Genomic DNA, 23,952 nt, shown 5'->3' with positions numbered 1-23,952 from the left:
AGCCAATCTGTTTTTCCCTTTCCGAAGGGGTTGAACGTCAAAAAAAAAAGCTGAGTAGCAATTAAATATACAACAAAAGGTCCTGACAGTTGGTTAGGGCCTTTTTTTATGGAGGGAGATGATGAAATGACAAGAGATTGGGCTTGTAAACTAGAAGTACTTTTGCTGAAAAATCTGGAAATGGGTATAGATATCCTGGGGAAAAACGTCCAATGCTTTTCCCTTAAGACCTAGCGTTAATAGATGAACTTGTAATCGCCCTTCTAAATCCAAACTGCCCAAGGGGGGGCAAGGAGCCTATTTTAATATCCTAATACTTACCGCTCCTTAGGTTTGTTAAGGCTTAACAAGAGTAAGGCAATGTTAATCACCAAGAGCGACAATAGAATAGTAAAGAAGATAGTCATAACATAAGATTTTAAAGCGGGGGACGTTGGTATATAAAGGTAGATGTGGGTGTTGTTAAATGGTTGCGTTAAATTTTATAAATATTACAACCTAGGGTGCTTTTTTCTTATTTATAGTAATTCTAGGGGGGGATAACGAATGTTGGATGAGGAAAAAGTTCAAAAATTTGGTCATAAAAAACCCATCCAGTAGGACGGGCTTCTTCCTTTAAAAAAAAGTTGTATCGTAATTAATCTATAACTTTTACGTTAACTGCGTTCAATCCTTTTTTACCTTGCTGTAGTTCAAATTCTACAACATCACCTTCACGAATTTCATCAATTAGTCCAGAAATATGTACAAAATGATCTTCGCTTGAGCCTTCTTCAGTGATAAATCCAAAACCTTTGGTGTCGTTGAAGAATTTTACTGTTCCTTTATTCATTACTAAAAATTAAAAATATTTATATTATGGCAAATATAGGGTTTAATTTTTTAAGGTGGTGGTTTTTTGATAGTTATCTTTATTTTCAACGTATTAGAACTTTATAAAAAGATTCGTTTTTCCGCAATATATAGACCTTAAATAATGGGGTTTAAACGTACTTTATATCCCCCTTTTGAAAAGATTATTAGCTAGTTGGTTTTATTGGATAGTGTGTCACTGTATCCTTGCAAACGGATAAGACAGGGATACCGGTGTTAAATTTGGATCCGAGGGGAAGAGCCCGCTGATGTTTGGTTCTGGTCACTGTGTTGGAAAAAGGTAGGGGCATGGGGCCTAGTTGCTGTAAAACAACAAAGCCTCCGGAGAACCGAAGGCTTTGAGCGTACGTGTATTGTAAGCAGTACTAAAATTATAAATTAGGCTGTGGAGTAAGTCTTAAATAAGGCTTTATCTCTTCAACACCTTTGGTGAAAATTTTCTTGGCATCTTCCGTGCTTATTGCAGGGCTTACCACTACTTTTTCACCATGTTTCCAATCTGCAGGAGTAGCTACCTTGTGGTACTCGGTTAGTTGTAGTGAATCTATCACTCGTAATAACTCATCAAAATTACGACCTGTAGAAGCAGGATAGGTAAGGGTTAGTTTAACGGTCTTGTCTGGTGCAATAATATAAACCGAACGTACGGTTAGGGTAGCATCTGCATTAGGGTGAATCATATCGTATAAGGTAGAAACCTTTCTATCCTCATCTGCAATGATTGGGAAATTAACCGTAGTGTTTTGAGTCTCGTTAATATCCTTAATCCATTCTGCATGAGATGCGGCACTATCTACACTTAATGCAATCATCTTCACATTGCGCTTGTCAAATTCTTCCTTGTAATTTGCAGCAGCACCCAATTCTGTAGTACATACTGGGGTGAAGTCGGCAGGGTGAGAAAATAGGATGCCCCATGAATCACCTAAATAATCATATAAATTAATCATTCCGGCAGAGCTATCTGCCGTAAAATCAGGGGCTAAATCGCCCAATCTTATTGTCGCCATTTTTTTAGTCTTTTTGGTTTAAATTAATATCCTATAAAATTAGTAGATTATATTGGATTCGACTTTTTTAAAAGGTTAAAAAAGTATTAAAATCAATACCTGCCATAAGGTTTTTGATTTTTAGAAAGCTGCATTTTGGTTGAATGTCTCTCGTAAAAATTTAGGGAATTATATTAGTTAATAGTAACTGCTTTGGACTTGTAGTTTCCTATAGTACACAAGTCTTGAATGTTTTTGGTATTTTATTTTGGGCGGTAAGAGAGGGGTATTATAATACAAATAATACAGCGGTGGAAAACATAATTTATATGCCTTCCACCCTGTATTGGTTATTCATTTATACTAGGGTCAAACTTGGGCTTCTTGTAATATAAGTTGTGTCGCAACCTGTCTCTTATGCCTCTTTCCACTTTATATTACAACCTATGCTTGGCTTTTGTAAAGGGTCGATAGGAGTGCCATTTAAAAGGTTGTCCATGGCAGCCTTAAGATCGGCCCCGGTAACTGCCAACCCATTCCCAGGCCTGGAATTATCAAATTGACCGCGATATACCAATTTTAAATCTTTATCAAACAAATAAAAATCAGGGGTACAGGCTGCATCATAGGCCTTGGCTACCTCTTGGGTTTCATCGTATAGGTAAGGGAAGGTGTAGTTCTGTTCCTTGGCAATTAACTTCATTAAATGCGGGGCATCCTTGGGATACTTCTCCACATCGTTGCTAGATATGCCAATAAAGGAAATTCCCAATGGCTGATAGTCTATAGCCGTCTTGGAAAGTTGAGCGTTAACGTGCTTAACAAAGGGACAATGGTTGCAGATAAACATAATTACGGTGCCCTTGTCACCTTTTAGCTCTGCCAGCGTCCTCTTTTTTTCCAAGGTGGTATCCAATAAATTAAAATCAGGGGCAATTGTGCCCAAAGGCAGCATATTGCTGGGGGTGTTCGCCATAATAAATTTACTTTAGTTATCTTTTGCTATTCCGCTAAATGTAGTCAAATTAATTTGCAATTAAAAGCCACAATGGCTATCTTAAATAAGCGAAATAAACTTTGGAGTTATGAAAGAATCATATCAAACCTTATCCGAAGCGATCACCGATCTAAAGCAGGCGGGATACACCCAAGATCTCAATCTGGCCGAAACTGGCCTGGAGGATAAAGAGCTGAAGCGGATGCATGCCGCGCACGATTTTAATGTTGTTAAATATTACCGGTTCGAAGGGGTAAGTGATCCGGATGACAATGCGGTGCTATTTGTTATAGAGACGGTAGATGGGGATAAAGGACTTTTGGTGGATGCCTATGGCGCTTATTCTGGGAATGTATCCAAAGAAGTGATGGATAAACTAAGGATTATTCGATGAGCGGGACCATTACTTGGGAAGATTTTTCTAAAATTGAAATGCGAGTGGGCACCATTACGGAAGTATCCCAATTTCCGGAGGCAAGGAATCCTTCTTATCGGCTGTGGGTCGATTTTGGAGAGGAAATTGGTATGCGTAAGACTGCAGCTCAAATCACCAAAAGATATACTCCAGGGCAACTTGTTGGAAAACAGGTGATTGCGGTGGTGAATTTTCCAAAGAAACAAATAGCCAATTTAATGAGCGAATGTCTTATATTGGGTGCTGTTGATGGGTCCGATGTAGTGTTATTGCAACCAGAGGCCAAGGTGGTTAACGGGCTTAAAATCTCCTAATTTTTGACGGCTAGTACTTTAGATAGTTTACAAATAGAATTTACAGAAGCGTCCCTTTGGGTGATGAACTTGGCATTGGCATTGGTGATGTTTGGGATTGCCTTGGATATCTCCATTCAAGATTTTAAACGACTCTGGCAGCAGCCGAAACCACTTTTCGTAGGCATTCTTAGTCAATTTGTCCTATTGCCCGCGGTGAGTTATATACTAGTGCTGTTAGCGACACCCATTCCTAGTATTGCCCTCGGGATGTTTATGGTAGCTGCCTGTCCCGGTGGAAATATATCCAATTTTATTACGCATATTGCAAAAGGTAATTCCGCCCTTTCCGTTAGTTTAACGGCAGTTGCCACCATTTTGGCAGTGGTGATGACGCCGCTCAACCTGCAGTTGTGGGGCTCGCTCTATGGGCCCACCGCCGTCATATTAAAAGAAGTGGCCATTTCCCCTTTAGATATGGTTAAATTGGTGGCCTTATTATTGGGAGTTCCCTTGTTATTTGGGATGTACATCCGTCATTTAAAACCCAAACTGGCTTCCCAAATGGCCAAAATGCTAAAAATGGTCTCCATCGTATTTTTTGTGGCGCTTATTTTCATTGCGCTTTATAACAACCGGGATATTTTCATGGATTATGTGCTTTACGTTTTCTGGATAGTAGTTATCCATAACCTCCTTGCTTTTGTTACCGGATATTCCTTTGCAAGTATGATGGGCCTCACCCAAGCCAATAGGCGTACCTTGGCTATTGAAACAGGTATTCAAAATTCGGGCTTGGGATTGCTGTTGATCTTTACTTTTTTCGATGGCATGGGGGGCATGGCTCTTTTGGCTGCGTTCTGGGGAATATGGCATATTATTTCCGGTTTGGCCGTTGCTGGATTATGGGGTTTTAAACCCGTTGATAAAGAGGAGTTGGTTTGAGAAAGACGGGATATCTTTTGCTGAGGTTATGGATAAGGATTGCCTTGTGGTGTTATTTCTCTAAAATTTCCAGAAGCGGACTAGCGCATATTCCCAAGGATAAACCACTGCTCTTTTTGGCCAATCACCAGAACGCCCTACTAGATGCTTTATTAATAGCGGTGCGTGGTCCCAGAAAGATTTATTTCCTCACCAGGTCCGATGTTTTTAATAATCCCCTCCTAATAAGATTTTTTGAATTCTTGCAGATGATTCCCATCTATAGGATGCGCGATGGTATAGGCTCTTTACAGCAGAACAAAACTATCTTTGAATACTGTAGTAGTTTGTTGCAGCGGGGAGAAGCCATTCTTATATTTCCAGAAGGGAACCATTCCCTAAAGCGAAAAGTACGCCCGCTGAGTAAGGGCTTTACCCGCTTCCTATTTGCAGCCTTGGAAAAGAATCCCCAATTAGACATTCGGCTACTCCCTATAGGATTCAATTACGACAATGCTGTAAACTTTCCAGATAAGGTATCCGTTTGGTATGGCAAGGATTTAAGGGTGTTGGATTATTACGATAAAGAAAAGGAAGCTACTTCGGTTAGCAGAATGAAAACGGCAGTTTTTCAAGAATTAACCACTCTTACCACCCATATTGCTGACGATGAAATGCATGATGGTCTTGTGAGGCATTTTAAAAGGGTTGGACTAGATTTTTTGGATCCGGTAGCCATCAATAGGGCCGTAATGGAAATGCCTAAAGCACCGCAAGAAGGCGTTATGGTATTGGAGTCCCCTAGTAAACGGGGCATAGGAGAATGGGCATTTAACATATTAAACTTTCCAATAACGCTTATTTGGGCCTTTGCTATACGTCCCAAAATTAAGGAATTAGAGTTTGTGAGTACAGTGAGGTTTATGTGGTTTCTACTGCTTTTCCCCCTGTACTATCTGATGCTGGCGGTACTTTTAATCTACTATTTGGGGATATCCTGGGCCACCATAATAGTGGCAGGTCATTTTCTTTTCAATATAGGCCTGGTTAAGCTTCGCTCCTAGTAATCCCTTGAAAAAAAATGGGGCTGCTTTTTATTGAAAAAGCAGCCCCAATAAATGGTGAGCAAAAAGGGATTACATCATCTTTCCAAAAAAGATGGCGTTCATCACCAACTTGTTGGTCCCAAACCAAAAGGCCCTAAAATTGGTGTTATCCGTAAAGATAATAACCCGTCCCTTGCCAGAACGCTGTACCTGGAAGGGGACACTGTTTTTTACCATTTCTAGGTTCCTATCCGAAATGTACCCGCTTAAAAGTGGATCTTGGGTATATTGTATGGGGTTGTTGTAGCTATTCTTATCTGGCTCTATATAGATGTTGGTATTTCTGAACAATGGAAGGTGGTCGTTCTTGTAGCCGAAATTGATAGGGTGGCTGCGGTCTAATTTGGCTTTAAAAATAGCGCCTCCCGTTGCATGCGCTCCTAAAAAGTCGCTTTTTTCTGCGTAAGAAACGTTTTTGGCAACCAGCGTGTCCTTTTTAAAATTCAAGGCCATCATTTCATTTTTAGAAAACCAATCGGCCATATTGCGGTACCCAATCAGGATTCCCCCGTTGTTTACCCATTCCTTTAATTTTTCGGTCCCTTTTTCGTCCAAGAAACTTCCGCGCCCCCGGTTAGGGATCACAATGGAGGTGTACTTGGAAAGATCAACGTTATTAAAGTATTTGGTATCCAGTTTGGTTAGGTTAAAATCGTACCGTTGATCCAGCAAATGCCAAAACTCTCCGGCATCGTAGGAGGTAACTCCATTTCCTACCAAAAGTGCCACACGTTGCTTTTTTAAAGAAACAAAATTGCTACTCCCTAAGTCAATACCCTGGGTACTACCTGTTCCCACAGCTACCATTGGGACCTTACTGTCCTTGGCTACCGAATTTAAGAACTGAAACATTTCTGCGGGATTTAAGGACTGGTTTTGTACGGGAACCAAGATGGCGCCATAATCAAAACTCTTTCCTTCCACAGTAAAGGGTAGCTTTGCTACCTTGGCTCTAAGTCCCTTGTTCAAAATTTGGTTCAAGGCCTTTGGGGTGTAGTATTCATTCCAATTAAATAGGTAAGCATAGGAACTTTGCTGATCTACCTCCGCCGATAGGGGTCGAAGCTCGGTTACCAGATCACCGGCCGCCGAGGTGCTTTTTAGCTCGGCATAATCTAAATTAAACGCCAATGGAAAGGTCCACGCAGATACATCGTAAAAAATGCTGTCTTTAAAGGTAGTCCTCTTATCAAACATGGCCTTTACGAGTCGTGCATTTTTTTGATCCGTGGGGATAAAATAACTATGGCCTTTTTTATATGCTTTTCCGTTCACGGTAATATCATCGGATAGTTCGTGGAACTTAATATGTTGAAGCTTTAATATTTCTGCCAAATGCCACGCTTTGGCGGCATCTTTGCTATCGCCAAAAACAATACCTCTTACTTTGTCCTTGCGGTTCTCAGATTTCACATCCTTGTAAAATTGACGCTGGTACTCCAGTATTTTAGTGCGCATATTCCGAGCCGCTTCAACGGTAGATACGGCTGTAGTAAACTGGTTGCGGATGGTAAAGGGAAAGGTAAGTAGCCCATTTTCCGAATCTTGTGCATGTCCACGGGAGCTGGCTTGCTCAAACAAAATTCCAATACTTCCATTGATATCGGGATAGGTAGATCCCTTACCGTAGAAATAATCGTCAAAGCGTTCTTCCTTGTAGTAAAGGGAGCCTATTTTGTCTAATGCCTTGGCATGGTAGGTGGCTATTTCTGCAGTTAATTCTTGGTTTACTGGTGGTGTTAAGGGGTGGACCCTACTGGGGACTCCTGGTTGAAAGAAGTAGGTAGAATTGGTGCCCATTTCGTGGTGGTCCGTAAGAATGTTGGGCATCCACTTATGAAAACTGGCAATTCTTGCTCTACTTTCCGGTAATTGTACGGGAAGCCAATCGCGGTTCATATCAAACCAGTAATGGTTGGTACGCCCGCCTGGCCAAACCTCGTGAAATTCCCTATCGTTTACATCCGATACCATGTTTTTTCCCTTATTGGTGTTGGCCCAATAGGCAAAGCGCTGTAAGCCATCTGGATTAAAAGAAGGGTCTAATAAGATAACGGAATTGTTTAAGGTTTCTTCAATTTTGGGGCCGTTAGCGGCTGCTAAATAATAAGCGTAGGCCAAGGCGGCGTTAGATCCACTGGGTTCGTTACCGTGAATGGAGAATCCTTGATACACTACAATGGGCATGTTTTCCAAGTTAAATGCGTCTGCTCCATCTTCCGTTAAGCTTATATGGTCTTGTCTTATTTGCTCCAGATTACGGTGATTGTCTGGAGAAGTGATGGTCAATAAAATGAGCGGTCTGCCCTCGTAGGTGGTTCCCCTATTTTCAATGGAGATCCTATCACTGGCATCTGCCAATGTCTGCATGTAAAAAACTAATTTGTCATGGGTTACATGCCATTCGCCTACCTCATGCCCAATAATGTCTTTGGGTTTGGGGATGTTGGGGTCATAACTTACGTCTTGGGGAAGATAATAATCTAGCGATGCAGTTTCTTGACCGTGCATGCTACAAAAGGATACCAGCAATAATGCAAATAGAAAATTTCTCATAGATTGGTTAAAATTTAAAGATGGCTTTATATGTAAAACGGCCCCCATCAAGAGGACCGTTTAAATTAATTCAGGGAATCATAAATTATATGTCATCAAAGCTAACATCGGTAAAACTGCCAGTAGAAGTGGCGGTATCCTCCGTAAAGCCTTCTTTCTTATAATCTTTTTGGTGCCGCTCAGATATTACTTCCTCGCCTTTGGCATCAATGATGTAATTCATCATTTCTTCTAAATTGTCTTTAAAGGCGGCAAAATCTTCTTTGTAAAGGTATATTTTGTGTTTCTTGTAATGAAAGGAACCATCATCGTGGGTAAATTTTTTACTTTCAGTAATGGTTAAGTAATAATCCCCTGCCTTGGTACTCCTAACATCGAAAAAATAAGTTCTTCTCCCAGCTCGTAATACTTTCGAGTAAATCTCTTCTTGATCCATTAAATCTTTTTCGCTCATTTCGATTAGTTAATAGTTGTTTACATACGTATATACGTCAAAAGTGTGAAAAAAAACCTAAATGGACAACAAATTTCTATTTTTCTTTCTCAGAAAGCTGATCGCTGTAGAGTTCCTTATAATATCCCTCTACGGAATTCAATTCTTCATGGGTGCCTTCCTGTAGCAATTTGCCTTCATCCAAGATTAGGATACGGTCTGCATTTTTTGCTGAAGATACCCTATGGCTAACGATTAGGGTAGTTTTGTTGTGGGACTCTTTTTTAAGTTGATTTAATATTTCCTCCTCGGTTTCGGTATCCACCGCGGATAGACAATCGTCAAAGAGATAGATTTTTGGATCCTTTAATAGGGCTCGTGCAATGGAGACCCTTTGTTTTTGTCCGCCGCTAAGGGTTAGGCCCCGTTCGCCTAATACGGTATCGTATTGATGGGTGAATCCCATGATATTGTCGTGCACCACCGCCTTTTTAGCCACCTCGATAATTTCCTCATCGGTAGAATCCTCTTTTCCAAACTTAATATTGTTCTTAATAGAATCCGAAAATAGAAAGGCGTCTTGTGGTACGGCCCCAATGGATTTTCGCAGACTGTTTAGGTTGAGCTCCTTTATGGGGACGTCGTCTATTAGAATTTCGCCAGAATCAATGTCGTACAGTCGAGCTATTAGGTCTAGGATGGTCGACTTCCCAGAGCCGGTCTTTCCTATGATGGCGACGGTTTCTCCCTTATTTATGGTAAAGGAAATGTTTTTTAGTGCCACTATATTGGTGTCCTCGTAGGTGAAAGTTACATTTTTGAATTCAATTTTTCCTTCAATTTCGGTTTCTTCCGTGGCGGTATTGACAATATTAGGGCGCTCTTGCAGAAATTCATTAATCCTTTTCTGGGAAGCCTCGGCCCTTTGTACTATAGAGGTAACCCAGCCAACAACGGCCACCGGCCATGTAAGCATATTTACATAAATGATAAATTCTGCAATGATACCGATAGTGGCTATTTCCCCCTTAATATATTGCTGTCCGCCAATATAGATTACAAATATATTGCTGATGCCAATCAGTAGAATCATTAAAGGAAAAAACCAAGCATTTACCCTTGCCAAGGCCATGCTCTTTTCCTTTCCCTCTAAGGCTAGGGTCTTTAGTTCTGCATTTATTTTGGGTTCCAAGGCATAGGCCTTAATGACGGATATTCCAGAGAACGATTCTTGCGTAAAGGTAGATAGGGCAGACAGAAACTCCTGGACAATAGTGCTTCGTCTGTGAATAATTTTACTGATCTGATAAATCAAAACAGATAAGATGGGTAGGGGTAGTAGGGCGTACATCGCCAAGGTGGGTGCTTTTATGAACATTAGCGGCACCAAACAGGCAAAGAGGGTTAAGGTTTGTATTCCGTACATTATTGCAGGTCCGCCATAAAGACGTACCTGGTTGATATCCTCGCTTATCCTATTCATTAAATCCCCAGTCCTATTTTGTTTGTAAAAATTGAGGCTCAACAATTGATAATGGTCAAATACCTCATTTTTTAAGTCGTACTCAATATAGCGAGAGATATTGATAATAGTCTGCCGCATTAGAAAGGTGAAAAAACCAGATAATAAGGCTGCCCCCACAATAATAAGGATGTACTCAAAGAGCATTTCCCTTGCCTCAGTCAACAAGAGTTCCTCCTTTATGTAGTTTTCCACTACTTCAATGGATTTGTTAACATAGGAGGGCATCACCAATTGGAAGACGCGAGCCACAATAGTGATAATTACGCCCACGAATAGTTTAAGCCCGTATTTTTTAAAATATTTATTAAGGTGTTTTAGTTCTTTCATCGGAGCCGAGATAGAAATATCTAGTTACGTAACGGTAATTCGCCAAAGATAGTTTTTTTGTAACTAAACCATATGTTATAAATGGATTAAGATAAACCGTAAAAAGGTAGTTATGATTAAAAAATATAATCCTATTTTTGTACCCCTAAAAATTGTTATCACATTAAAGTTCTTTAAAAAATGCTTACAAGAAGGCACATTCGGGTAAAAGTTATGCAGTGTATCTATGCCCTCACCCAGTCAAAGGATGACTCCCTAGACAAACAAGAAAAATTTTTAAAAGTAAGCATCGATAATATGTATTCGCTTTATCTTTTAATGTTGAGCTTGTTTTTGGAATTACATGAAAGAGCCCAGAGTCAGGTACAGCTATCTTCAAAAAGGTACTTGGAAAATCCTTCCGACAACTTCCCCGACAAGAAAAAATTTCTAAAAAACAGGGTCTTATTGCAAATGTCAGAGAATCTGTCGTTGCGCGATGAAATCAGTAGAAGGAAATTAAATAACTGGTACTTAAACGAGGAATACGTAAAAATTATATACACGGAAATGATAGAGAGTGATCTTTATCAAAAGTATATGGCCAATCCAGAGACCTCCTATGAGGAAGACAGGGAATTGATTGTAAATCTCTTTAAGGATATTGTGGCGCCCAATGAAAAGATCTATGATTACTTTGAAGATGATAAATTAACCTGGGTTGATGATTTTCCAATCGTAAATACCTACTTGTTAAAGTTGTTTAAAAAGATAAAGGTAGATAGTCCTCCGTCCTATTTGCTTCCCAATCTGTTGAAGGATCAAGATGATATGGATTATGCTAGACGTCTTTTAACCAAGACCCTTCTGAACAATGCCGAATTGGAAAAGGAAATTGAGGGGAAAACCCCCAATTGGGATAAAGATCGTATTGCAGATATAGATGCCATATTATTGAAAATGGCCATTTGTGAGCTTTTAAACTTTCCTTCCATCCCAGAAAAGGTGACCATCAATGAGTTTTTAGAGATTGCCAAGGAATACTCCACGCCAAAGAGCAGTATTTTTATAAACGGAATATTGGATAAATTGGTTAGGGAATACAAGGATAATGGAAAGCTAAATAAACTTGGTAGGGGTTTGTTATAAACAAATAATCCTTAAATTTACCCAAATTAAAACTATCAAACATGAAAAGAATATTTTTTACTCTTGGTCTTGTTTCTGTTTTTGTGTTGACCTCTTGTAAGGAGGCTGCCTCTAGCAAAATCAATGCTGCCAATGTAGAAGTTGCAGCAGAAAGAGATGCCGCTGCCAAGAAAATTCCAGTTATGGAATTTGATAAGGTGGAGCACGATTTTGGTGTGATTGAACAAAATGCGCCCCAAGAAACCATTTTCACCTTCAAAAACACTGGTGACGGTCCGTTAATCATTACGGATGCAAACAGTAGCTGTGGATGTACTGTTCCCGATTATCCAAAGAACACTCCTATTTTACCTGGTGAAACTGGGGAGCTATTGGTGAAATTCAATGGTGCAGGTCAAAACCAGATCACTAAGACCATTAATGTGGTTACCAATACAAGCAAGGGTACAGAAACTCTTAGAATAAAAGCATTTATAACCCCAAAAGGAGCTGGTCCAGTAGGTCCGGTTAAATAAGAAAAGTATCTTATGTTAGAACAGTATCCATATTTACCGTTAATCTTAATGTTTGTGGTGGTCTATTTTTTTATGATCGCTCCACAGAGAAAAAGAGCCAAACAGGAAAAGAAATTTGCTTCCGAATTAAAAAGAGGCGATAGAGTAGTTACTAAAAGTGGTATGCACGGTAAAATTGCCGATATTAACGATAAGGATTTCTCCTGCGTAATAGAGACCATGGCCGGTAAAATAAAATTTGATCGTTCTGCCATTTCCATGGAAATGAGTAAAAAATTGAACGAGCCAGAGAAGAAGTAATTTTTTATTTTACATTTTATATTAAAGCACCAGCTTCTTGTTGGTGCTTTTTTTTTGGTGTTACCTGGCCTTGTTTTTAAAGATTGCCTATGCCCAATGACTATAGAGACTGTACAGCTTGCTCCACATAGAAGTACAAGGGAATTTGTGGTTCCTCCATTTTTTATCTTTACAAATTAGGTGACGAATAGGTAAATATTTCCATTCGCTGCGGCGCCCTTCCAAGCTTGCTTATCCCTAGCTACTTCCTAGCTAATTTGTATATTTAAGACAACCTAAACCAACAAACCATGAAAAATTCCAGAAGAAGTTTTATAAAAAACAGCTCCCTGATGGCGATGGGAACCGGGGCTTCCTTTCTTTTTCCAATAGACCTCCTAGCTGCCATGAGAAGTAGGGTTAGTCCCAATGATCAAATAGGGGTAGGTCTTATTGGTTGTAAGGGGATGGGATTCAGCAACCTCACTTCCATGCTTAAAATAAATGAAATTCAGCTCGTGGGGCTTTGTGATATAGATGAAAGGGTGTTGCAGCAGCGATCTGGAGATTTAGAGAAAGCCGGATTTAAGAAGCCTGCCTTATATAATGATTATAGAAAACTGTTGGCAAATAAGGATGTAGATGTGGTGATTATTGGTACTCCAGACCATTGGCATTGTCTACAATTGGCAGATGCCCTACAAGCAGGAAAGGATGTCTACTGCGAAAAACCATTGGCCAATTCTATGGAGGAGTGTAATGTTTTATTGCATACTGCCAAAGCAAGTGATCGGATGTTGCAAATTGGACAATGGCAGCGGAGTCAGCCTCATTTTGTGGATGCCATGGAATTTGTACATTCCGGTAAATTGGGGCAAATACGATTGGCAAAGGCATGGGCGTACCAAGGGTGGATGAAATCTATACCCGTCTTACCAAATTCCACCCCTCCAGAAGGAGTAGATTACGATATGTGGTTGGGGCCCGCTCCTAAGCGAGCTTTTAATCCTAACAGGTTCCATTTTAATTTCAGGTGGTATTGGGATTATGCGGGCGGTCTTATGACGGACTGGGGAGTGCATCTTATGGACTATGCCTTGTATGGTATGAAAGCCCATACTCCTAAATCAGTGATGGCACTGGGCGGTAAGTTTGCCTACCCCGAGGATGCTGCTGAAACCCCAGATACCCTCCAAACTGTGTATGAGTACGATGATTTTTCCATATTGTGGGAACATGCCACTGGCATAGACGGTGGGAATTATGGACGTAATCACGGAATCGCTTTTATAGGAAATAATGGCACCTTGGTGTTGGATAGGAATGGATGGGAGGTAATTGCCGAAAAGGATAGAATGGAAAGTTTGCCCTTGCAACAAAATCAAGGGAGCGGATTAGATAAACATACCCAAAACTTTATTCAAGCCGTAAAATCTAGGGATGGGTCGCAGTTAAAAGCCCCCCTTCAGATAGGCTACGATGCTGCCATGGTTTGTCATATGGGGAATGTAGCCTTTAAGACCGGGAACCGTATCTATTGGGATCAACAGACTAAGAAATTTACGGATGAAAGTGCAAATTTGTTAATGAAGGCACACTACCATAATGGATGGGAGCTACCCGGTAGTTAGTGGTCATTATAATAAACGGGAAGTGCTCTTTTTCTTTGAAATCAGCCCATACACTGGGGTATGGGCTAATTAGGTTTGTTACTGATAGCTCTAGGGCGTATGGCGTTACCGATACTTATCGTGCAACCCAATTTCCTGTCTTATTAAGGGAAGGCATTTTTCTAGGCGGTTACGCTTAGTTTTCTCCTGCTTTGCCTCCGCAATATATTCGCAATACTGCTTCTGTTTATAGGGAGGAAGCTTTGTAAAACAGGTCTTTAATGACGGATTTTCCTCCAAAACCTGTTTCAGCTGTGGCGGTACAATCATTTTCTTTTTCTTTTCTGGCACCAGGACCTTTCCCTTTTTTTGATTGGCAATGGCTTCCTCCAAATAGGCCAATACGGTGGCTTTATCTATGTCGGTAATTGCTGTAAACTTCCAATGACGCAGGGCCTTGGTCTTCCCTTCTTGGGCATTTTCCAGTACTTTTTTGGGATCGGATAAAAACACCCCATTAAAAAACCAAAGTCCAAAATAGGATTTAAAAGCTAAGATGCCCACTACATTCTTGTTCCCAATAGTGTAGACGGGACTGCCCCATTTATAATCCTCAACCAATGCTGTTTTAAGGGCTATTTCCCTTAAGATCGCAATTCCGGCTTTAAAAGGATGTTCCTTGGCGTAGTAGGCCTCAATTTTCTCCGATTTCTCCATCTTTTAGTCCATTAAAGACCCTTAGCTCCTTAAAATTTATTTTTCGGGAAGTTTGTCTAGGTCCAATTCTCCAGTAAGTTCGCAAATTTTTACGATAACATCTACCGCTTTTTGCATACTTTCTACTGGTACGTATTCATATTTACCATGAAAATTATGACCTCCTGCAAAAATATTGGGGCAGGGAAGGCCCATAAAGCTTAACTGGGAACCGTCTGTACCACCTCTAATAGGCTTAATAATGGGGGTTATCCCCAAGGTTTTCATGGCTTTTTCTGCGATATCCACAATATGCATTACGGGTTCAATTTTTTCTCTCATATTAAAGTACTGGTCTTTAATCTCAAGGGTGACCTGGGGGCCATAGGTGGCATTCAATTTATCCGTAATCTCCTGTAGTAGGGCTTTACGATCATTGAATTTCTGCAGGTCATGGTCTCTTACAATTAGTTCTATGGATGCATTTTCTATTTCCCCACTAAAATGGTGCACATGGAAAAATCCTTCCCTACCAGTAGTTTTCTGGGGGACTTCATTTGCGGGTAGACTACTGATAAATTCATTGGCTATAAGAACTGCATTAATCATTTTACCCTTCGCATAGCCAGGATGCACACTTTTTCCGCTGATTTTCACTTTTACGCCGGCGGCATTGAAATTTTCGTATTCCAATTCCCCAATTTGACTACCATCCATGGTGTAGGCCCAGTCGGCACCAAAAGCAGCTACATCAAATTTATGGGCGCCCCTGCCAATTTCTTCATCGGGCGTGAATCCTACCCGTATTTTTCCGTGTTTTATCTCAGGGTGTTGAATTAAATACTCCATGGCGGTAACAATTTCGGTGATACCCGCCTTGTCGTCTGCACCCAGCAAGGTGGTGCCGTCAGTGGTAATAAGGGTGTTGCCCTTGTACTGCAAAAGATCTTCAAAATAGCTAGGGGAAAGCACTATATTCTCCTCTTTGTTCAATACAATGTCGCCTCCGTCGTAATTTTCAATAATCTGCGGGTTTACATTGGTGGCCGTGAAATCTGGCGAGGTGTCAAAATGGGCAATAAAACCAATGGTAGGTACCTCTTTGTCCATATTGCTGGGGAGGGTGGCCATGATATAGGCGTTCTCATCAATTTCTACCTCTTGCATGCCAATTTCCTTTAGCTCTGCTACCAGTTTATGCGCTAAATCCCACTGTTTTTTAGTGCTTGGCGTGGTGTTAGAATTGGGGTCGCTTTGAGTATCAATGGAGATATAACTTATAAATCGGTCTATAATATGTTGCATGTGATTTTATTTTTTTCAAAAGTACGGTTTATTTAAATTTTTGGAGGATCACTTTTAAATCGGAGCTTAAAATAAACCCTCAGCCTTGCAATTGTAGAAAGGAAGGCGTATTGGTGATCATGATCGTTGAAAGGGAATCAAATGAAAATTTCGGGCCAAAATCAAAAAAAATCTGTGGGACAAATATAATTTTAGTGCGGAATTGTTGTTGTATAGATACAATAGTAATCTACCATGTTTAAATATTTGTTTTTGTCGATGGTGTTGGGGTGGGGATCTTCCCTTATGGCACAAAAAGAATGTAGTCTTGGGATTGGGGTATCCAATATGGATACCGTAGAGCAAGTTTTTCAGCTCAATGCTGCGCAGAAGGAACAACTGCAAACTTTTCATGAAGCGGTAGGGGTAGAGACTAAGTTGTTGGAGGAAGAAAGAAAAGAGTTGTTTAAAAGCCATCCACAAACTACTCCGGAAGATTTTGAGACCTTGGAGGCTAAACGTCTGGCGCTGGAAAATAAAGTAAAGGCCGTCTTTACAAAATACGATCGTAAATTCCTGGCCTTACTCAATGAAAAACAATACCAGAGGTATCTTGCCTTATGCCGTGAGGTAGAAAGACAACCAATAAAAAAACCAGGTGATAACTAGGTAGGAAAATGTTGATAAATTAAGGGTAAATAGGAGTATATACGGGGGGTAGTTTGTATTTTTGCGCAAATTCGTTCCTATGTACAAAAATATTGTAAGACCTCTTTTATTTCAATTTGATCCGGAAAAAGTACATCACTTTACCTTTAAGTTCGTTCAGTTTTGTTCCAAGATTGGACTCTCTGGTTTGTTCCGTGGCATTTACGCTGTTAACGATCCCAGATTGGAACGAAAGTTATTTGGTCTTACCTTTAAAAATCCAGTGGGACTTGCTGCTGGTTTCGATAAGAACGCCCAACTGTATAATGAATTGTCCGATTTTGGATTCGGATTTATAGAAATAGGAACCCTTACACCCAAGCCACAGGATGGAAATCCTAAAAAGAGATTATTTCGCCTTAAAGAGGATCAGGCTATAATTAATAGGATGGGCTTCAATAATTTGGGGGTGGAAGAGGCCGTCAAAAATTTACAAAAACCACACCGCGTCTTAATCGGTGGAAATATCGGAAAGAATAAGCTAACCCCTAATAATCTAGCAGTAAAGGATTATTTAATCTGTCTGGAAGCCTTGTTTAATGAGGTAGATTATTTTGTGGTGAATGTAAGTTCTCCCAATACTCCAGGATTAAGGGAGTTGCAAGACAAGGAGCCTTTAACAGCGCTATTAAAAGCATTAAAAGTAGAGAATAAAGCCCTAGCCAAAACGAGGAAGGTAAAGGAACGCCCTATTTTATTGAAGATTGCGCCCGATTTAACGGATGAGCAATTATTGGATATCATCGATATCGTTTCCGATACGAAAATAGATGGGGTTATTGCTGCCAATACTACCATTTCTAGGGAAGGGCTGCAATCCGATCCCAAGCTAGTGGCTGAAAACGGAGGGGTTAGTGGGAAGCCTTTAACAAAAAGGAGTACGGAAGTAATCCGATTTTTGGCCGATAAAAGCAACAAGGCCTTCCCAATTATTGGTGTAGGCGGAATCCATTCCCCAGAGGATGCGCTGGAGAAACTGGAAGCCGGTGCAGATCTAATTCAATTGTGGACTGGTTTTATTTATGAAGGTCCAGGCCTTATCAAACGCATCAATAAGGCCATTCTCAATAGTCCTAACAACTAAGTGGAGGACTTGTGGTCAGGGGTGATAATTACGGTTATTGGGCCCAATAATCTACCACTACTACATCTTCTAGATGAGGTGATAGGACATCTACAAATGCTTTATGTGCTGGATGGGGTAAATAGATGGCACGGGCTTCCTCACTGTTGAAAGTCACTAAGAAACAGTGGGTAAATCCCTTATTGATACCCTCCGGACTGTTGTTTAATCCCCATTCATAATCCATAATCTCCGGTATATTGTTCGGTAATGCCGAAAAGGCCGTTTCTACCTTGGAAATATCCGCTTTGGAGGTTCCTTCCTTAAATTTAAACAAGACTACGTGCCGTAACAGGCTGTCCTTTTTTTCGATGGTTTGCATATTGGCAGATGATGAATGGTTGAATGTTGTGGGACTTACGAACCCTATTAAGATTAAAATAAATGCGAAACTACTAAGGCTTAGTAATGTTTTCATGGATCTCGTTATTTAATAAATTGGTGCTGATTTTGGAAGGTGAAATACTGGAATGTTGTTATTTTTACTGCTCAATATACAAAAATGATGTGTTTTAGAATGCTTAAATCCGGGTGCCGTTGAATTACGAAATTCTTATAGCTTTTATGTTTGCTACAGCGGTACTGGCAATTTCCCCAGGTCCGGATAATATTTTCGTGCTAGTGCAGAGCCTTGCCCAAGGTAAGAAATATGGTATTGCCACCGTTGCAGGTTTAATGACGGGATGTCTGGTACACGCTACCCTTTTGGCTTTTGGAGTCGCAGCCCTTATTAAGGAGCACGATTATCTGTTTTTTGTTATCAAACTCTTTGGGGCGGCCTATATGTTTTATTTGGCCTATAAGGTATTTAACAGTCCAGGGGAATTGGAAATTTCCAAGGGGACCGATGATGGTAGGTCTTTAAGTGCTCTATATAAACAGGGATTTGTAATGAATGTGCTGAATCCGAAGGTGGGCATTTTTTTCCTAGCCTTCTTTCCGGGATTCCTATTCAGTGAAACCCTAAACGTGGTAGTCCAATTTTATGTATTGGCATTTATTTTTATGGGGGTATCTTTTATTATTTTTAGCGGAATCGCCATCTTGTCTGGTTCTATATCGAAATATATTGGATCTCATAATAACCTGGGTAAGATTTTAAAATGGGTGCAAATCGTGGTATTTGTGGGTATTGGTATTTATCTATTGTTATCGGAGAATAAATAGTAATTTTGAGCAAGTCATTAATTCAAGCATGTCTAACACTACCATTAAAATAATAGAATGTCCACGGGATGCCATGCAGGGCATCAAGGCATTTATACCAACCGAGAAAAAGGTGAAGTATATCCAAGCGCTTCTCAACTGTGGGTTTGATACCATAGATTTTGGTAGTTTCGTTTCCCCTAAGGCTATTCCGCAAATGGTAGATACGGCAGAGGTGCTACGGCAATTAGATCTCTCCCGAACAAAATCTAAGCTCCTAGCAATTGTTGCCAACGTTAGGGGAGCTCAAGATGCGGTGGAACATGATAGTATAGATTATCTGGGGTATCCCTTTTCCATATCCGAAAACTTTCAAATGCGGAATACCCATAAGACGATTGCCCAGTCCGTAGAGACCTTGGATGAAATCTTGAAAATAGCCCATGAGCATGGAAAGGAAGTAGTAACTTATATTTCTATGGGGTTTGGTAATCCCTATGGGGATCCTTGGGATGTGGAAATTGTGGGGGAGTGGACCCAAAAGTTAGCAGGAATGGGGGTTAAAACCCTCTCGCTGTCCGATACTGTGGGAGCTTCTACCCCTGAGGTGATCGATTATCTGTTTTCACATCTTATCCCCCAATTTCCAGAAATTGAATTCGGGGCGCATTTGCATACCGTTCCCAGTAAATGGCACGAAAAAGTGGATGCAGCTTATAAGGCGGGTTGTAGAAGGTTTGATGGGGCCGTCCAAGGATTTGGAGGCTGCCCTATGGCAAAGGACGAACTAACCGGTAATATGCCTACCGAAAAAATGTTATCCTATTTTACGAGTGCTAAGCTAGAGACCAATGTAAATTGGATGGCCTTCGAAGCCGCATTCAATAAGGCTTCGGACCTCTTCTCCGAATACCATTAGAAGTAGGTTGCTATCTGTTTGGCCCGCTCTATTAACTTTTATTTAGATTTATTTTAAATTATTTTTGTGAAAACGGATTCTGCGATTATATTTGCGCTCGATTTTATTGTTTTTAATGAGTCTAAATAAGTTTTAATTGTATGAGAACATCAGTATTTCTTCTGGCTATGTTGTTTAGCACGGCCATTATAGGGCAAATCAAGAGCGATTCTACCGCTCAGAATCCACAAAATCAACAGAATTCCGCCCAGCGAATTTTATCGGGCACCTATGGTGCAGCGGTTACGGTTGGCGCTTATGGTGAAATGCTTTACAACCAGCCCGAAGGGAGCAATGGGGAGTTGGATGTACAGCGTTTGGTTTTATTGTTAGGGTATCGTTTCAATGATAGAACCCAATTCTTTACAGAAATTGAATTCGAACATGTAGAGGAGGTATATGTAGAGCAGGCATTTGTAAATTACAATGTGGGGAATAATATAAACCTAAGAGGAGGATTAATGTTGGTGCCTATGGGAATCATCAATGAATACCACGAGCCTACTACCTTTAATGGGGTGGAGCGTCCGGCAATGGACAACGTAATTGTTCCTACCACTTGGAGAGAACTGGGTGTTGGTGTCAGTGGCCGTTCCAATAGCTTAAATTTAGGATATCAAGCCTATATTTTTAACGGGTTTAAATCTACCGTAGCTGATGGAGAAGGTGGTGTCTCCGGTTTTCTTAAGGGATCCAATGGTTTGCGTGGTGGTAGACAAAAAGGGATTAAATCTACCGTGGACAGTCCAACCCTTTCTGCAAAATTGGATTACTACGGAGTTCCAGGATTGCGATTGGGACTTTCTACCTACCTAGGTAAAACTCAGGCAACAGACGATGTAGAGGATTTTGATGGGGCTAATATTGGGATTGCTATGTACGGCTTGGATGCACGCTATGCCTTAGGTCGCTTTACTGCCAGAGGACAGTTTGTACACGCTTCCCTGTCGGACACCGATAAGTACAATGCGTTAACCAATAGGGATTTAGGAAGCGAATTGCAAGGGTACTATGTGGAAGGAGCATATAATTTATTGCCTTCAGATAAGGAGCAAAAGTTAATTTTCTTTACCAGATACGAAAATTACAATACCCATGCCGATACCGCTGGTGGATTGGCGCAAAACAAGGCTTATGATAGAACGGATATTACTACTGGGTTAAGCTATCATATTGCACCTGGGGTGGTATTAAAAGGTGATTATCAATTTAGGGAGAATGCCTTGTCTGGAGACGAGGTTAAGAATCGCCTAAACTTTGGTATAGGGGTTTGGTTCTAAAATAACATCCTTTTATTAAAAAGCTAAAAGGAGAAGTTATAACCCGACAACAGTCATGTATTTTGCTAGTTGTCGGGTTTTTTTATGCTTCTTTGAGGTTGTAGCGCCCTCTTTTTGTGAGTTTTAATGGAAAATATGTGATTGCTTCTTTGCTTTATTATTAAAAATCATTCTAAATTACTATTTTTGCGGCATGAAATACCGAATTAAAATCATCAGTTTAGTACTCTTGGTCGCTTGGGGCTTCTCTTCCTTTGGGCTGCCCAAATACCTTGAGAAGAAGGTCGGTAAAGAAATTGAGCGGGTCTTTGGATCGGAAAATATTGAGTTGAAAACCATTTCCCTGCCAAAAGATGCACTTAAACAACTACCCGCTAGTTTTAATGAGGATAATTTCTTCAAACTAAAGCAGGGGAACGCTGCCTTGGGATATATCTATGTGGGGAACGCCCCAAGTAAAACGGCAACGTTCGACTATCTAGTGGTGTTCGATGCCGACTTAAAGGTAATCCATTCCAAAGTGTTGGTCTATCGCGAAGAATACGGGGGAGAAATCGGTAGTAAAAGATGGCTGCGTCAATTTAATGGGAAGAGTAGTGCAGATAGGGTAGATCACACCACCAATATTGATGGTATTTCAGGTGCTACAATTTCCGTTCGTTCCATGACTACAGCAATGGATAATCTTTTTCAATCCTTAGCAATTCTTCAAAAGAAAAATCTCTTAAATGAATTATAACGGTCTGTTGGGCAATTTGCCATCGGGTATCAAGTGGTTTATTGGGTGTTTTGTATTGGTATTAAGTATCGGATACTATACCGGATTATTGTTTGTGTACGAAACCAGTTCTACCAACAGCACTGGCTTGGTGGAAAACTACTTGGGTAATGAGGAAGATGAGGAGGCCGAAATAATGAAGTTTAAAAAAGGGGATAGGGAGATGCTCACCATCATCCATACCCATATATTATCCATGTCCCTGATATTCTTTCTTCTGGGGATCTTGGTCTGGATAACTAAACTACCGCATAAATTAAAGCTTTTCCTAACTATAGAGCCCTTTATTTCCGTGTTGCTAACCTTTGGGGGAATTTATCTTATGTGGTCTGGATGGCTGTGGATGAAATATGTGGTGATGTTGTCTGGTTTTTTAATGACGCTCACCTTTAGTGTAGCTGCACTTCTAGTGGTATTTCAATTATTTTTGAAGCCTTCCCGCATCATTAATTGAAATAACTGTCCAATTTTATTTCTGAATGTAGTATATTTGCACGCAATTAATCTTTAATTGCTATGAAAGCGCACCTACAAAAAATTGTTGGCGAAGGTCTAACTTACGATGATGTACTCTTAGTACCGGCATTTTCCGAGGTTCTCCCACGGGAAGTCAACATCCAAACAAAATTTACAAGAAATATTACAATAAACGTTCCCATTGTATCCGCTGCTATGGATACAGTAACGGAATCTCGCATGGCCATCGCTATGGCCCGTGAGGGAGGAATTGGGGTGTTGCATAAAAACATGACCATAAAGGATCAGGCCGAAAAGGTGCGACGTGTTAAACGTGCAGAAAGCGGAATGATCTTAGATCCCATTACCCTTCCGTTAAAATCCAAAGTAGGTGATGCTAAAGCCTATATGAAGGATTATAGCATTGGCGGTATCCCAATCGTAGACGATGAAGGAAAGCTAATCGGGATAGTCACCAATAGGGATTTGCGTTTCGAAAAAAATAATAGCCGACCCATTGAGGAGGTTATGACCCATAAGAACCTGGTTACCGTAGCCGAAGGGACTTCCCTAGAACAGGCCGAGGATATTCTGCAAAGACACAAGATAGAAAAACTTCCCGTTGTTGATAAAAACAATGTGTTGGTGGGGTTAATCACTTTTAGGGATATTACTAAATTAACCCAGAAGCCCATCGCCAACAAGGATCAATATGGAAGATTGCGTGTAGCAGCTGCATTGGGAGTAACTTCCGATGCCATTGAAAGGGCAGAAGCCTTGGTTAATGCAGGGGTAGATGCTGTTATTATAGATACCGCCCATGGACATACCAAAGGGGTGGTGCAGATATTGAATATGGTTAAAAGTAAATTCCCGGACCTGGATGTGGTGGTGGGGAATATTGCCACTGCGGAAGCAGCAAAATATTTGGTGGAAGCTGGTGCCGATGCCGTGAAGGTGGGAATAGGTCCTGGATCTATTTGTACTACTAGAGTGGTAGCCGGAGTAGGTTTTCCACAGTTCTCTGCTGTTATGGAAGTAGCAGCGGCCATTAAAGGAAGTGGAGTTCCTGTTATTGCCGATGGTGGAATTCGATATACAGGAGATATACCCAAGGCTATTGCTGCAGGTGCCGATTCCGTAATGCTGGGCTCTTTGTTGGCAGGAACGAAAGAATCTCCAGGAGAGACTATTATTTACGAAGGTCGTAAGTACAAGACCTATAGAGGAATGGGGTCCGTAGAAGCCATGAAGCAAGGGAGTAAGGACCGTTATTTCCAAGATGTGGAAGATGATATTAAAAAGTTGGTGCCCGAAGGAATTGTAGGTCGCGTTCCGTATAAAGGTGATCTTTACGAGAGTATCCATCAATTTATTGGAGGACTACGTGCCGGAATGGGATATTGTGGTGCTAAAGATGTAGCAACTCTGCAGGAGAGCGGACGTTTTGTGAAAATTACTTCTAGTGGTATCAATGAAAGTCACCCACACGATGTAACCATTACCAAAGAATCTCCCAACTACAGTAGGTAGGGGAAATGTACGTATAGAGC

25 protein-coding genes are annotated in these 23,952 nt (G+C 40.7%); 16 read left to right on the top strand and 9 right to left on the bottom strand.

The annotated features are described in order from the left end of the window. Nucleotides 1–637: 637 nt before the first annotated feature. The 3 genes from F1E73_RS01040 to F1E73_RS01030 form a co-directional block, all read right to left on the bottom strand. Nucleotides 638–832 carry a cold-shock protein gene (locus F1E73_RS01040; RefSeq protein WP_086477126.1) on the bottom strand — a complete coding sequence of 65 codons (195 nt, stop codon included), beginning with the start codon at nt 830–832 and terminating at the stop codon, nt 638–640. A gap of 412 nt (nt 833–1,244) precedes the next feature. Beyond that, entirely contained in the window at nt 1,245–1,883 is a 639-nt protein-coding gene (locus F1E73_RS01035; RefSeq protein ID WP_086477127.1) for a peroxiredoxin, read from the bottom strand. A gap of 394 nt (nt 1,884–2,277) precedes the next feature. Beyond that, nucleotides 2,278–2,838 (bottom strand): thioredoxin family protein, encoded by a 561-nt coding sequence (locus F1E73_RS01030; protein ID WP_086477128.1) that lies wholly within the window; start codon nt 2,836–2,838, stop codon nt 2,278–2,280. 109 nt (nt 2,839–2,947) lie between these two features. Here F1E73_RS01030 and F1E73_RS01025 point away from each other — a divergent pair, with 109 nt between their 5' ends. Genes F1E73_RS01025 through F1E73_RS01010 form a run of 4 tightly spaced genes read left to right on the top strand, consistent with a single transcriptional unit; the run spans nt 2,948 to nt 5,555 of the window. Beyond that, nucleotides 2,948–3,253, top strand: a complete 306-nt coding sequence (locus F1E73_RS01025; RefSeq protein ID WP_086477129.1) for a phosphoribosylpyrophosphate synthetase — start codon at nt 2,948–2,950, stop codon at nt 3,251–3,253. Beyond that, entirely contained in the window at nt 3,250–3,588 is a 339-nt protein-coding gene (locus F1E73_RS01020) for a tRNA-binding protein (RefSeq protein ID WP_150450871.1), read from the top strand. The genes F1E73_RS01025 and F1E73_RS01020 overlap by 4 nt, the downstream gene beginning before the upstream one ends. Nucleotides 3,589–3,591: 3 nt before the next feature. Then, nucleotides 3,592–4,512, top strand: a complete 921-nt coding sequence (locus F1E73_RS01015) for a bile acid:sodium symporter family protein (RefSeq protein ID WP_086477131.1) — start codon at nt 3,592–3,594, stop codon at nt 4,510–4,512. After that, nucleotides 4,509–5,555, top strand: coding sequence for a lysophospholipid acyltransferase family protein (locus tag F1E73_RS01010; protein WP_150450870.1), 1,047 nt, complete (start codon nt 4,509–4,511; stop codon nt 5,553–5,555). Before F1E73_RS01015 ends, F1E73_RS01010 begins: the two co-directional genes overlap by 4 nt. A gap of 72 nt (nt 5,556–5,627) precedes the next feature. On the opposite strand, the gene F1E73_RS01005 is transcribed toward F1E73_RS01010, so the two are convergent. The 3 genes from F1E73_RS01005 to F1E73_RS00995 all read right to left on the bottom strand — a co-directional run bounded on the left by F1E73_RS01005 (nt 5,628) and on the right by F1E73_RS00995 (nt 10,438). Next, nucleotides 5,628–8,153, bottom strand: a complete 2,526-nt coding sequence (locus F1E73_RS01005; protein WP_150450869.1) for a M14 family zinc carboxypeptidase — start codon at nt 8,151–8,153, stop codon at nt 5,628–5,630. An 85-nt stretch (nt 8,154–8,238) separates the two neighbouring features. Beyond that, on the bottom strand, nt 8,239–8,607 hold the full coding sequence (locus tag F1E73_RS01000; protein WP_086477133.1) for a PUR family DNA/RNA-binding protein: 369 nt from the start codon (nt 8,605–8,607) through the stop codon (nt 8,239–8,241). A 76-nt stretch (nt 8,608–8,683) separates the two neighbouring features. Further along, nucleotides 8,684–10,438, bottom strand: coding sequence for an ABC transporter ATP-binding protein (locus F1E73_RS00995; RefSeq protein WP_150450868.1), 1,755 nt, complete (start codon nt 10,436–10,438; stop codon nt 8,684–8,686). Nucleotides 10,439–10,618: 180 nt separating this feature from the next. On the opposite strand from F1E73_RS00995, the gene nusB reads away from it, so the two are divergent. From nusB to F1E73_RS00975, 4 genes are all read left to right on the top strand, one after another. Continuing rightward, a complete protein-coding gene (gene nusB / locus F1E73_RS00990; RefSeq protein WP_150450867.1) occupies nt 10,619–11,566 on the top strand; it encodes a transcription antitermination factor NusB in 948 nt (315 codons plus the stop codon). Between the two features lie 41 nt (nt 11,567–11,607). Next, nucleotides 11,608–12,081, top strand: a complete 474-nt coding sequence (locus F1E73_RS00985; RefSeq protein WP_086477136.1) for a DUF1573 domain-containing protein — start codon at nt 11,608–11,610, stop codon at nt 12,079–12,081. Nucleotides 12,082–12,093: 12 nt separating this feature from the next. Beyond that, nucleotides 12,094–12,381 carry a preprotein translocase subunit YajC gene (gene yajC, locus F1E73_RS00980; protein WP_086477137.1) on the top strand — a complete coding sequence of 96 codons (288 nt, stop codon included), beginning with the start codon at nt 12,094–12,096 and terminating at the stop codon, nt 12,379–12,381. A 290-nt stretch (nt 12,382–12,671) separates the two neighbouring features. Beyond that, nucleotides 12,672–13,991 carry a Gfo/Idh/MocA family protein gene (locus tag F1E73_RS00975; protein WP_150450866.1) on the top strand — a complete coding sequence of 440 codons (1,320 nt, stop codon included), beginning with the start codon at nt 12,672–12,674 and terminating at the stop codon, nt 13,989–13,991. A 105-nt stretch (nt 13,992–14,096) separates the two neighbouring features. Here F1E73_RS00975 and F1E73_RS00970 read toward each other — a convergent pair whose 3' ends face one another. Both F1E73_RS00970 and pepT read right to left on the bottom strand, forming a co-directional pair. Beyond that, nucleotides 14,097–14,687 carry a YdeI/OmpD-associated family protein gene (locus F1E73_RS00970; RefSeq protein ID WP_150450865.1) on the bottom strand — a complete coding sequence of 197 codons (591 nt, stop codon included), beginning with the start codon at nt 14,685–14,687 and terminating at the stop codon, nt 14,097–14,099. Nucleotides 14,688–14,723: 36 nt separating this feature from the next. Further along, nucleotides 14,724–15,971 (bottom strand): peptidase T, encoded by a 1,248-nt coding sequence (gene pepT, locus F1E73_RS00965; protein ID WP_150450864.1) that lies wholly within the window; start codon nt 15,969–15,971, stop codon nt 14,724–14,726. 234 nt (nt 15,972–16,205) lie between these two features. Here pepT and F1E73_RS00960 point away from each other — a divergent pair, with 234 nt between their 5' ends. Both F1E73_RS00960 and F1E73_RS00955 read left to right on the top strand, forming a co-directional pair. Then, a complete protein-coding gene (locus F1E73_RS00960) occupies nt 16,206–16,619 on the top strand; it encodes a hypothetical protein (protein WP_086477141.1) in 414 nt (137 codons plus the stop codon). Nucleotides 16,620–16,698: 79 nt separating this feature from the next. Then, a complete protein-coding gene (locus F1E73_RS00955; protein WP_086477142.1) occupies nt 16,699–17,742 on the top strand; it encodes a quinone-dependent dihydroorotate dehydrogenase in 1,044 nt (347 codons plus the stop codon). 34 nt (nt 17,743–17,776) lie between these two features. Here the strand turns inward: F1E73_RS00955 and F1E73_RS00950 are convergent, their stop codons facing one another. Continuing rightward, entirely contained in the window at nt 17,777–18,199 is a 423-nt protein-coding gene (locus tag F1E73_RS00950) for a Dabb family protein (RefSeq protein WP_150450863.1), read from the bottom strand. 119 nt (nt 18,200–18,318) lie between these two features. Between F1E73_RS00950 and F1E73_RS00945 the strand changes: the two genes are divergently transcribed. From F1E73_RS00945 to guaB, 6 genes are all read left to right on the top strand, one after another. Then, nucleotides 18,319–18,948 (top strand): LysE family translocator, encoded by a 630-nt coding sequence (locus tag F1E73_RS00945; protein ID WP_086477144.1) that lies wholly within the window; start codon nt 18,319–18,321, stop codon nt 18,946–18,948. A 28-nt stretch (nt 18,949–18,976) separates the two neighbouring features. Beyond that, the gene (locus F1E73_RS00940) at nt 18,977–19,846 is read left to right on the top strand and encodes a hydroxymethylglutaryl-CoA lyase (protein WP_150450862.1); all 870 of its coding nucleotides are present in this window, start codon (nt 18,977–18,979) and stop codon (nt 19,844–19,846) included. A gap of 140 nt (nt 19,847–19,986) precedes the next feature. Further along, complete coding sequence (locus F1E73_RS00935) at nt 19,987–21,165, top strand: hypothetical protein (RefSeq protein ID WP_150450861.1); 1,179 nt, start codon at nt 19,987–19,989, stop codon at nt 21,163–21,165. A gap of 193 nt (nt 21,166–21,358) precedes the next feature. Continuing rightward, the gene (locus tag F1E73_RS00930; RefSeq protein WP_086477147.1) at nt 21,359–21,904 is read left to right on the top strand and encodes an FMN-binding protein; all 546 of its coding nucleotides are present in this window, start codon (nt 21,359–21,361) and stop codon (nt 21,902–21,904) included. After that, on the top strand, nt 21,894–22,397 hold the full coding sequence (locus tag F1E73_RS00925; RefSeq protein WP_086477148.1) for a hypothetical protein: 504 nt from the start codon (nt 21,894–21,896) through the stop codon (nt 22,395–22,397). The genes F1E73_RS00930 and F1E73_RS00925 overlap by 11 nt, the downstream gene beginning before the upstream one ends. 62 nt (nt 22,398–22,459) lie before the next feature. Beyond that, complete coding sequence (guaB, locus tag F1E73_RS00920) at nt 22,460–23,932, top strand: IMP dehydrogenase (protein WP_086477149.1); 1,473 nt, start codon at nt 22,460–22,462, stop codon at nt 23,930–23,932. Nucleotides 23,933–23,952: the final 20 nt, after the last annotated feature.

This window comes from Arenibacter lacus (assembly GCF_008711145.1).
Taxonomy (GTDB): Bacteria; Bacteroidota; Bacteroidia; order Flavobacteriales; family Flavobacteriaceae; genus Arenibacter; species Arenibacter amylolyticus.
The sequence above is the reverse complement of the archived record's forward strand: the minus strand, read 5'-3'. Positions and strand labels throughout refer to the sequence as shown.

Coding starts and splice junctions, on each gene's coding strand:
- F1E73_RS01040 (WP_086477126.1), bottom strand. CDS start 832: ATGAATAAAGGAACAGTAAAATTCTTCAACGACACCAAAGGTTTTGGA.
- F1E73_RS01035 (WP_086477127.1), bottom strand. CDS start 1,883: ATGGCGACAATAAGATTGGGCGATTTAGCCCCTGATTTTACGGCAGAT.
- F1E73_RS01030 (WP_086477128.1), bottom strand. CDS start 2,838: ATGGCGAACACCCCCAGCAATATGCTGCCTTTGGGCACAATTGCCCCT.
- F1E73_RS01025 (WP_086477129.1), top strand. CDS start 2,948: ATGAAAGAATCATATCAAACCTTATCCGAAGCGATCACCGATCTAAAG.
- F1E73_RS01020 (WP_150450871.1), top strand. CDS start 3,250: ATGAGCGGGACCATTACTTGGGAAGATTTTTCTAAAATTGAAATGCGA.
- F1E73_RS01005 (WP_150450869.1), bottom strand. CDS start 8,153: ATGAGAAATTTTCTATTTGCATTATTGCTGGTATCCTTTTGTAGCATG.
- F1E73_RS01000 (WP_086477133.1), bottom strand. CDS start 8,607: ATGAGCGAAAAAGATTTAATGGATCAAGAAGAGATTTACTCGAAAGTA.
- F1E73_RS00995 (WP_150450868.1), bottom strand. CDS start 10,438: ATGAAAGAACTAAAACACCTTAATAAATATTTTAAAAAATACGGGCTT.
- nusB (WP_150450867.1), top strand. CDS start 10,619: ATGCTTACAAGAAGGCACATTCGGGTAAAAGTTATGCAGTGTATCTAT.
- F1E73_RS00985 (WP_086477136.1), top strand. CDS start 11,608: ATGAAAAGAATATTTTTTACTCTTGGTCTTGTTTCTGTTTTTGTGTTG.
- yajC (WP_086477137.1), top strand. CDS start 12,094: ATGTTAGAACAGTATCCATATTTACCGTTAATCTTAATGTTTGTGGTG.
- F1E73_RS00975 (WP_150450866.1), top strand. CDS start 12,672: ATGAAAAATTCCAGAAGAAGTTTTATAAAAAACAGCTCCCTGATGGCG.
- F1E73_RS00970 (WP_150450865.1), bottom strand. CDS start 14,687: ATGGAGAAATCGGAGAAAATTGAGGCCTACTACGCCAAGGAACATCCT.
- pepT (WP_150450864.1), bottom strand. CDS start 15,971: ATGCAACATATTATAGACCGATTTATAAGTTATATCTCCATTGATACT.
- F1E73_RS00960 (WP_086477141.1), top strand. CDS start 16,206: ATGTTTAAATATTTGTTTTTGTCGATGGTGTTGGGGTGGGGATCTTCC.
- F1E73_RS00955 (WP_086477142.1), top strand. CDS start 16,699: ATGTACAAAAATATTGTAAGACCTCTTTTATTTCAATTTGATCCGGAA.
- F1E73_RS00950 (WP_150450863.1), bottom strand. CDS start 18,199: ATGAAAACATTACTAAGCCTTAGTAGTTTCGCATTTATTTTAATCTTA.
- F1E73_RS00940 (WP_150450862.1), top strand. CDS start 18,977: ATGTCTAACACTACCATTAAAATAATAGAATGTCCACGGGATGCCATG.
- F1E73_RS00935 (WP_150450861.1), top strand. CDS start 19,987: ATGAGAACATCAGTATTTCTTCTGGCTATGTTGTTTAGCACGGCCATT.
- F1E73_RS00930 (WP_086477147.1), top strand. CDS start 21,359: ATGAAATACCGAATTAAAATCATCAGTTTAGTACTCTTGGTCGCTTGG.
- F1E73_RS00925 (WP_086477148.1), top strand. CDS start 21,894: ATGAATTATAACGGTCTGTTGGGCAATTTGCCATCGGGTATCAAGTGG.
- guaB (WP_086477149.1), top strand. CDS start 22,460: ATGAAAGCGCACCTACAAAAAATTGTTGGCGAAGGTCTAACTTACGAT.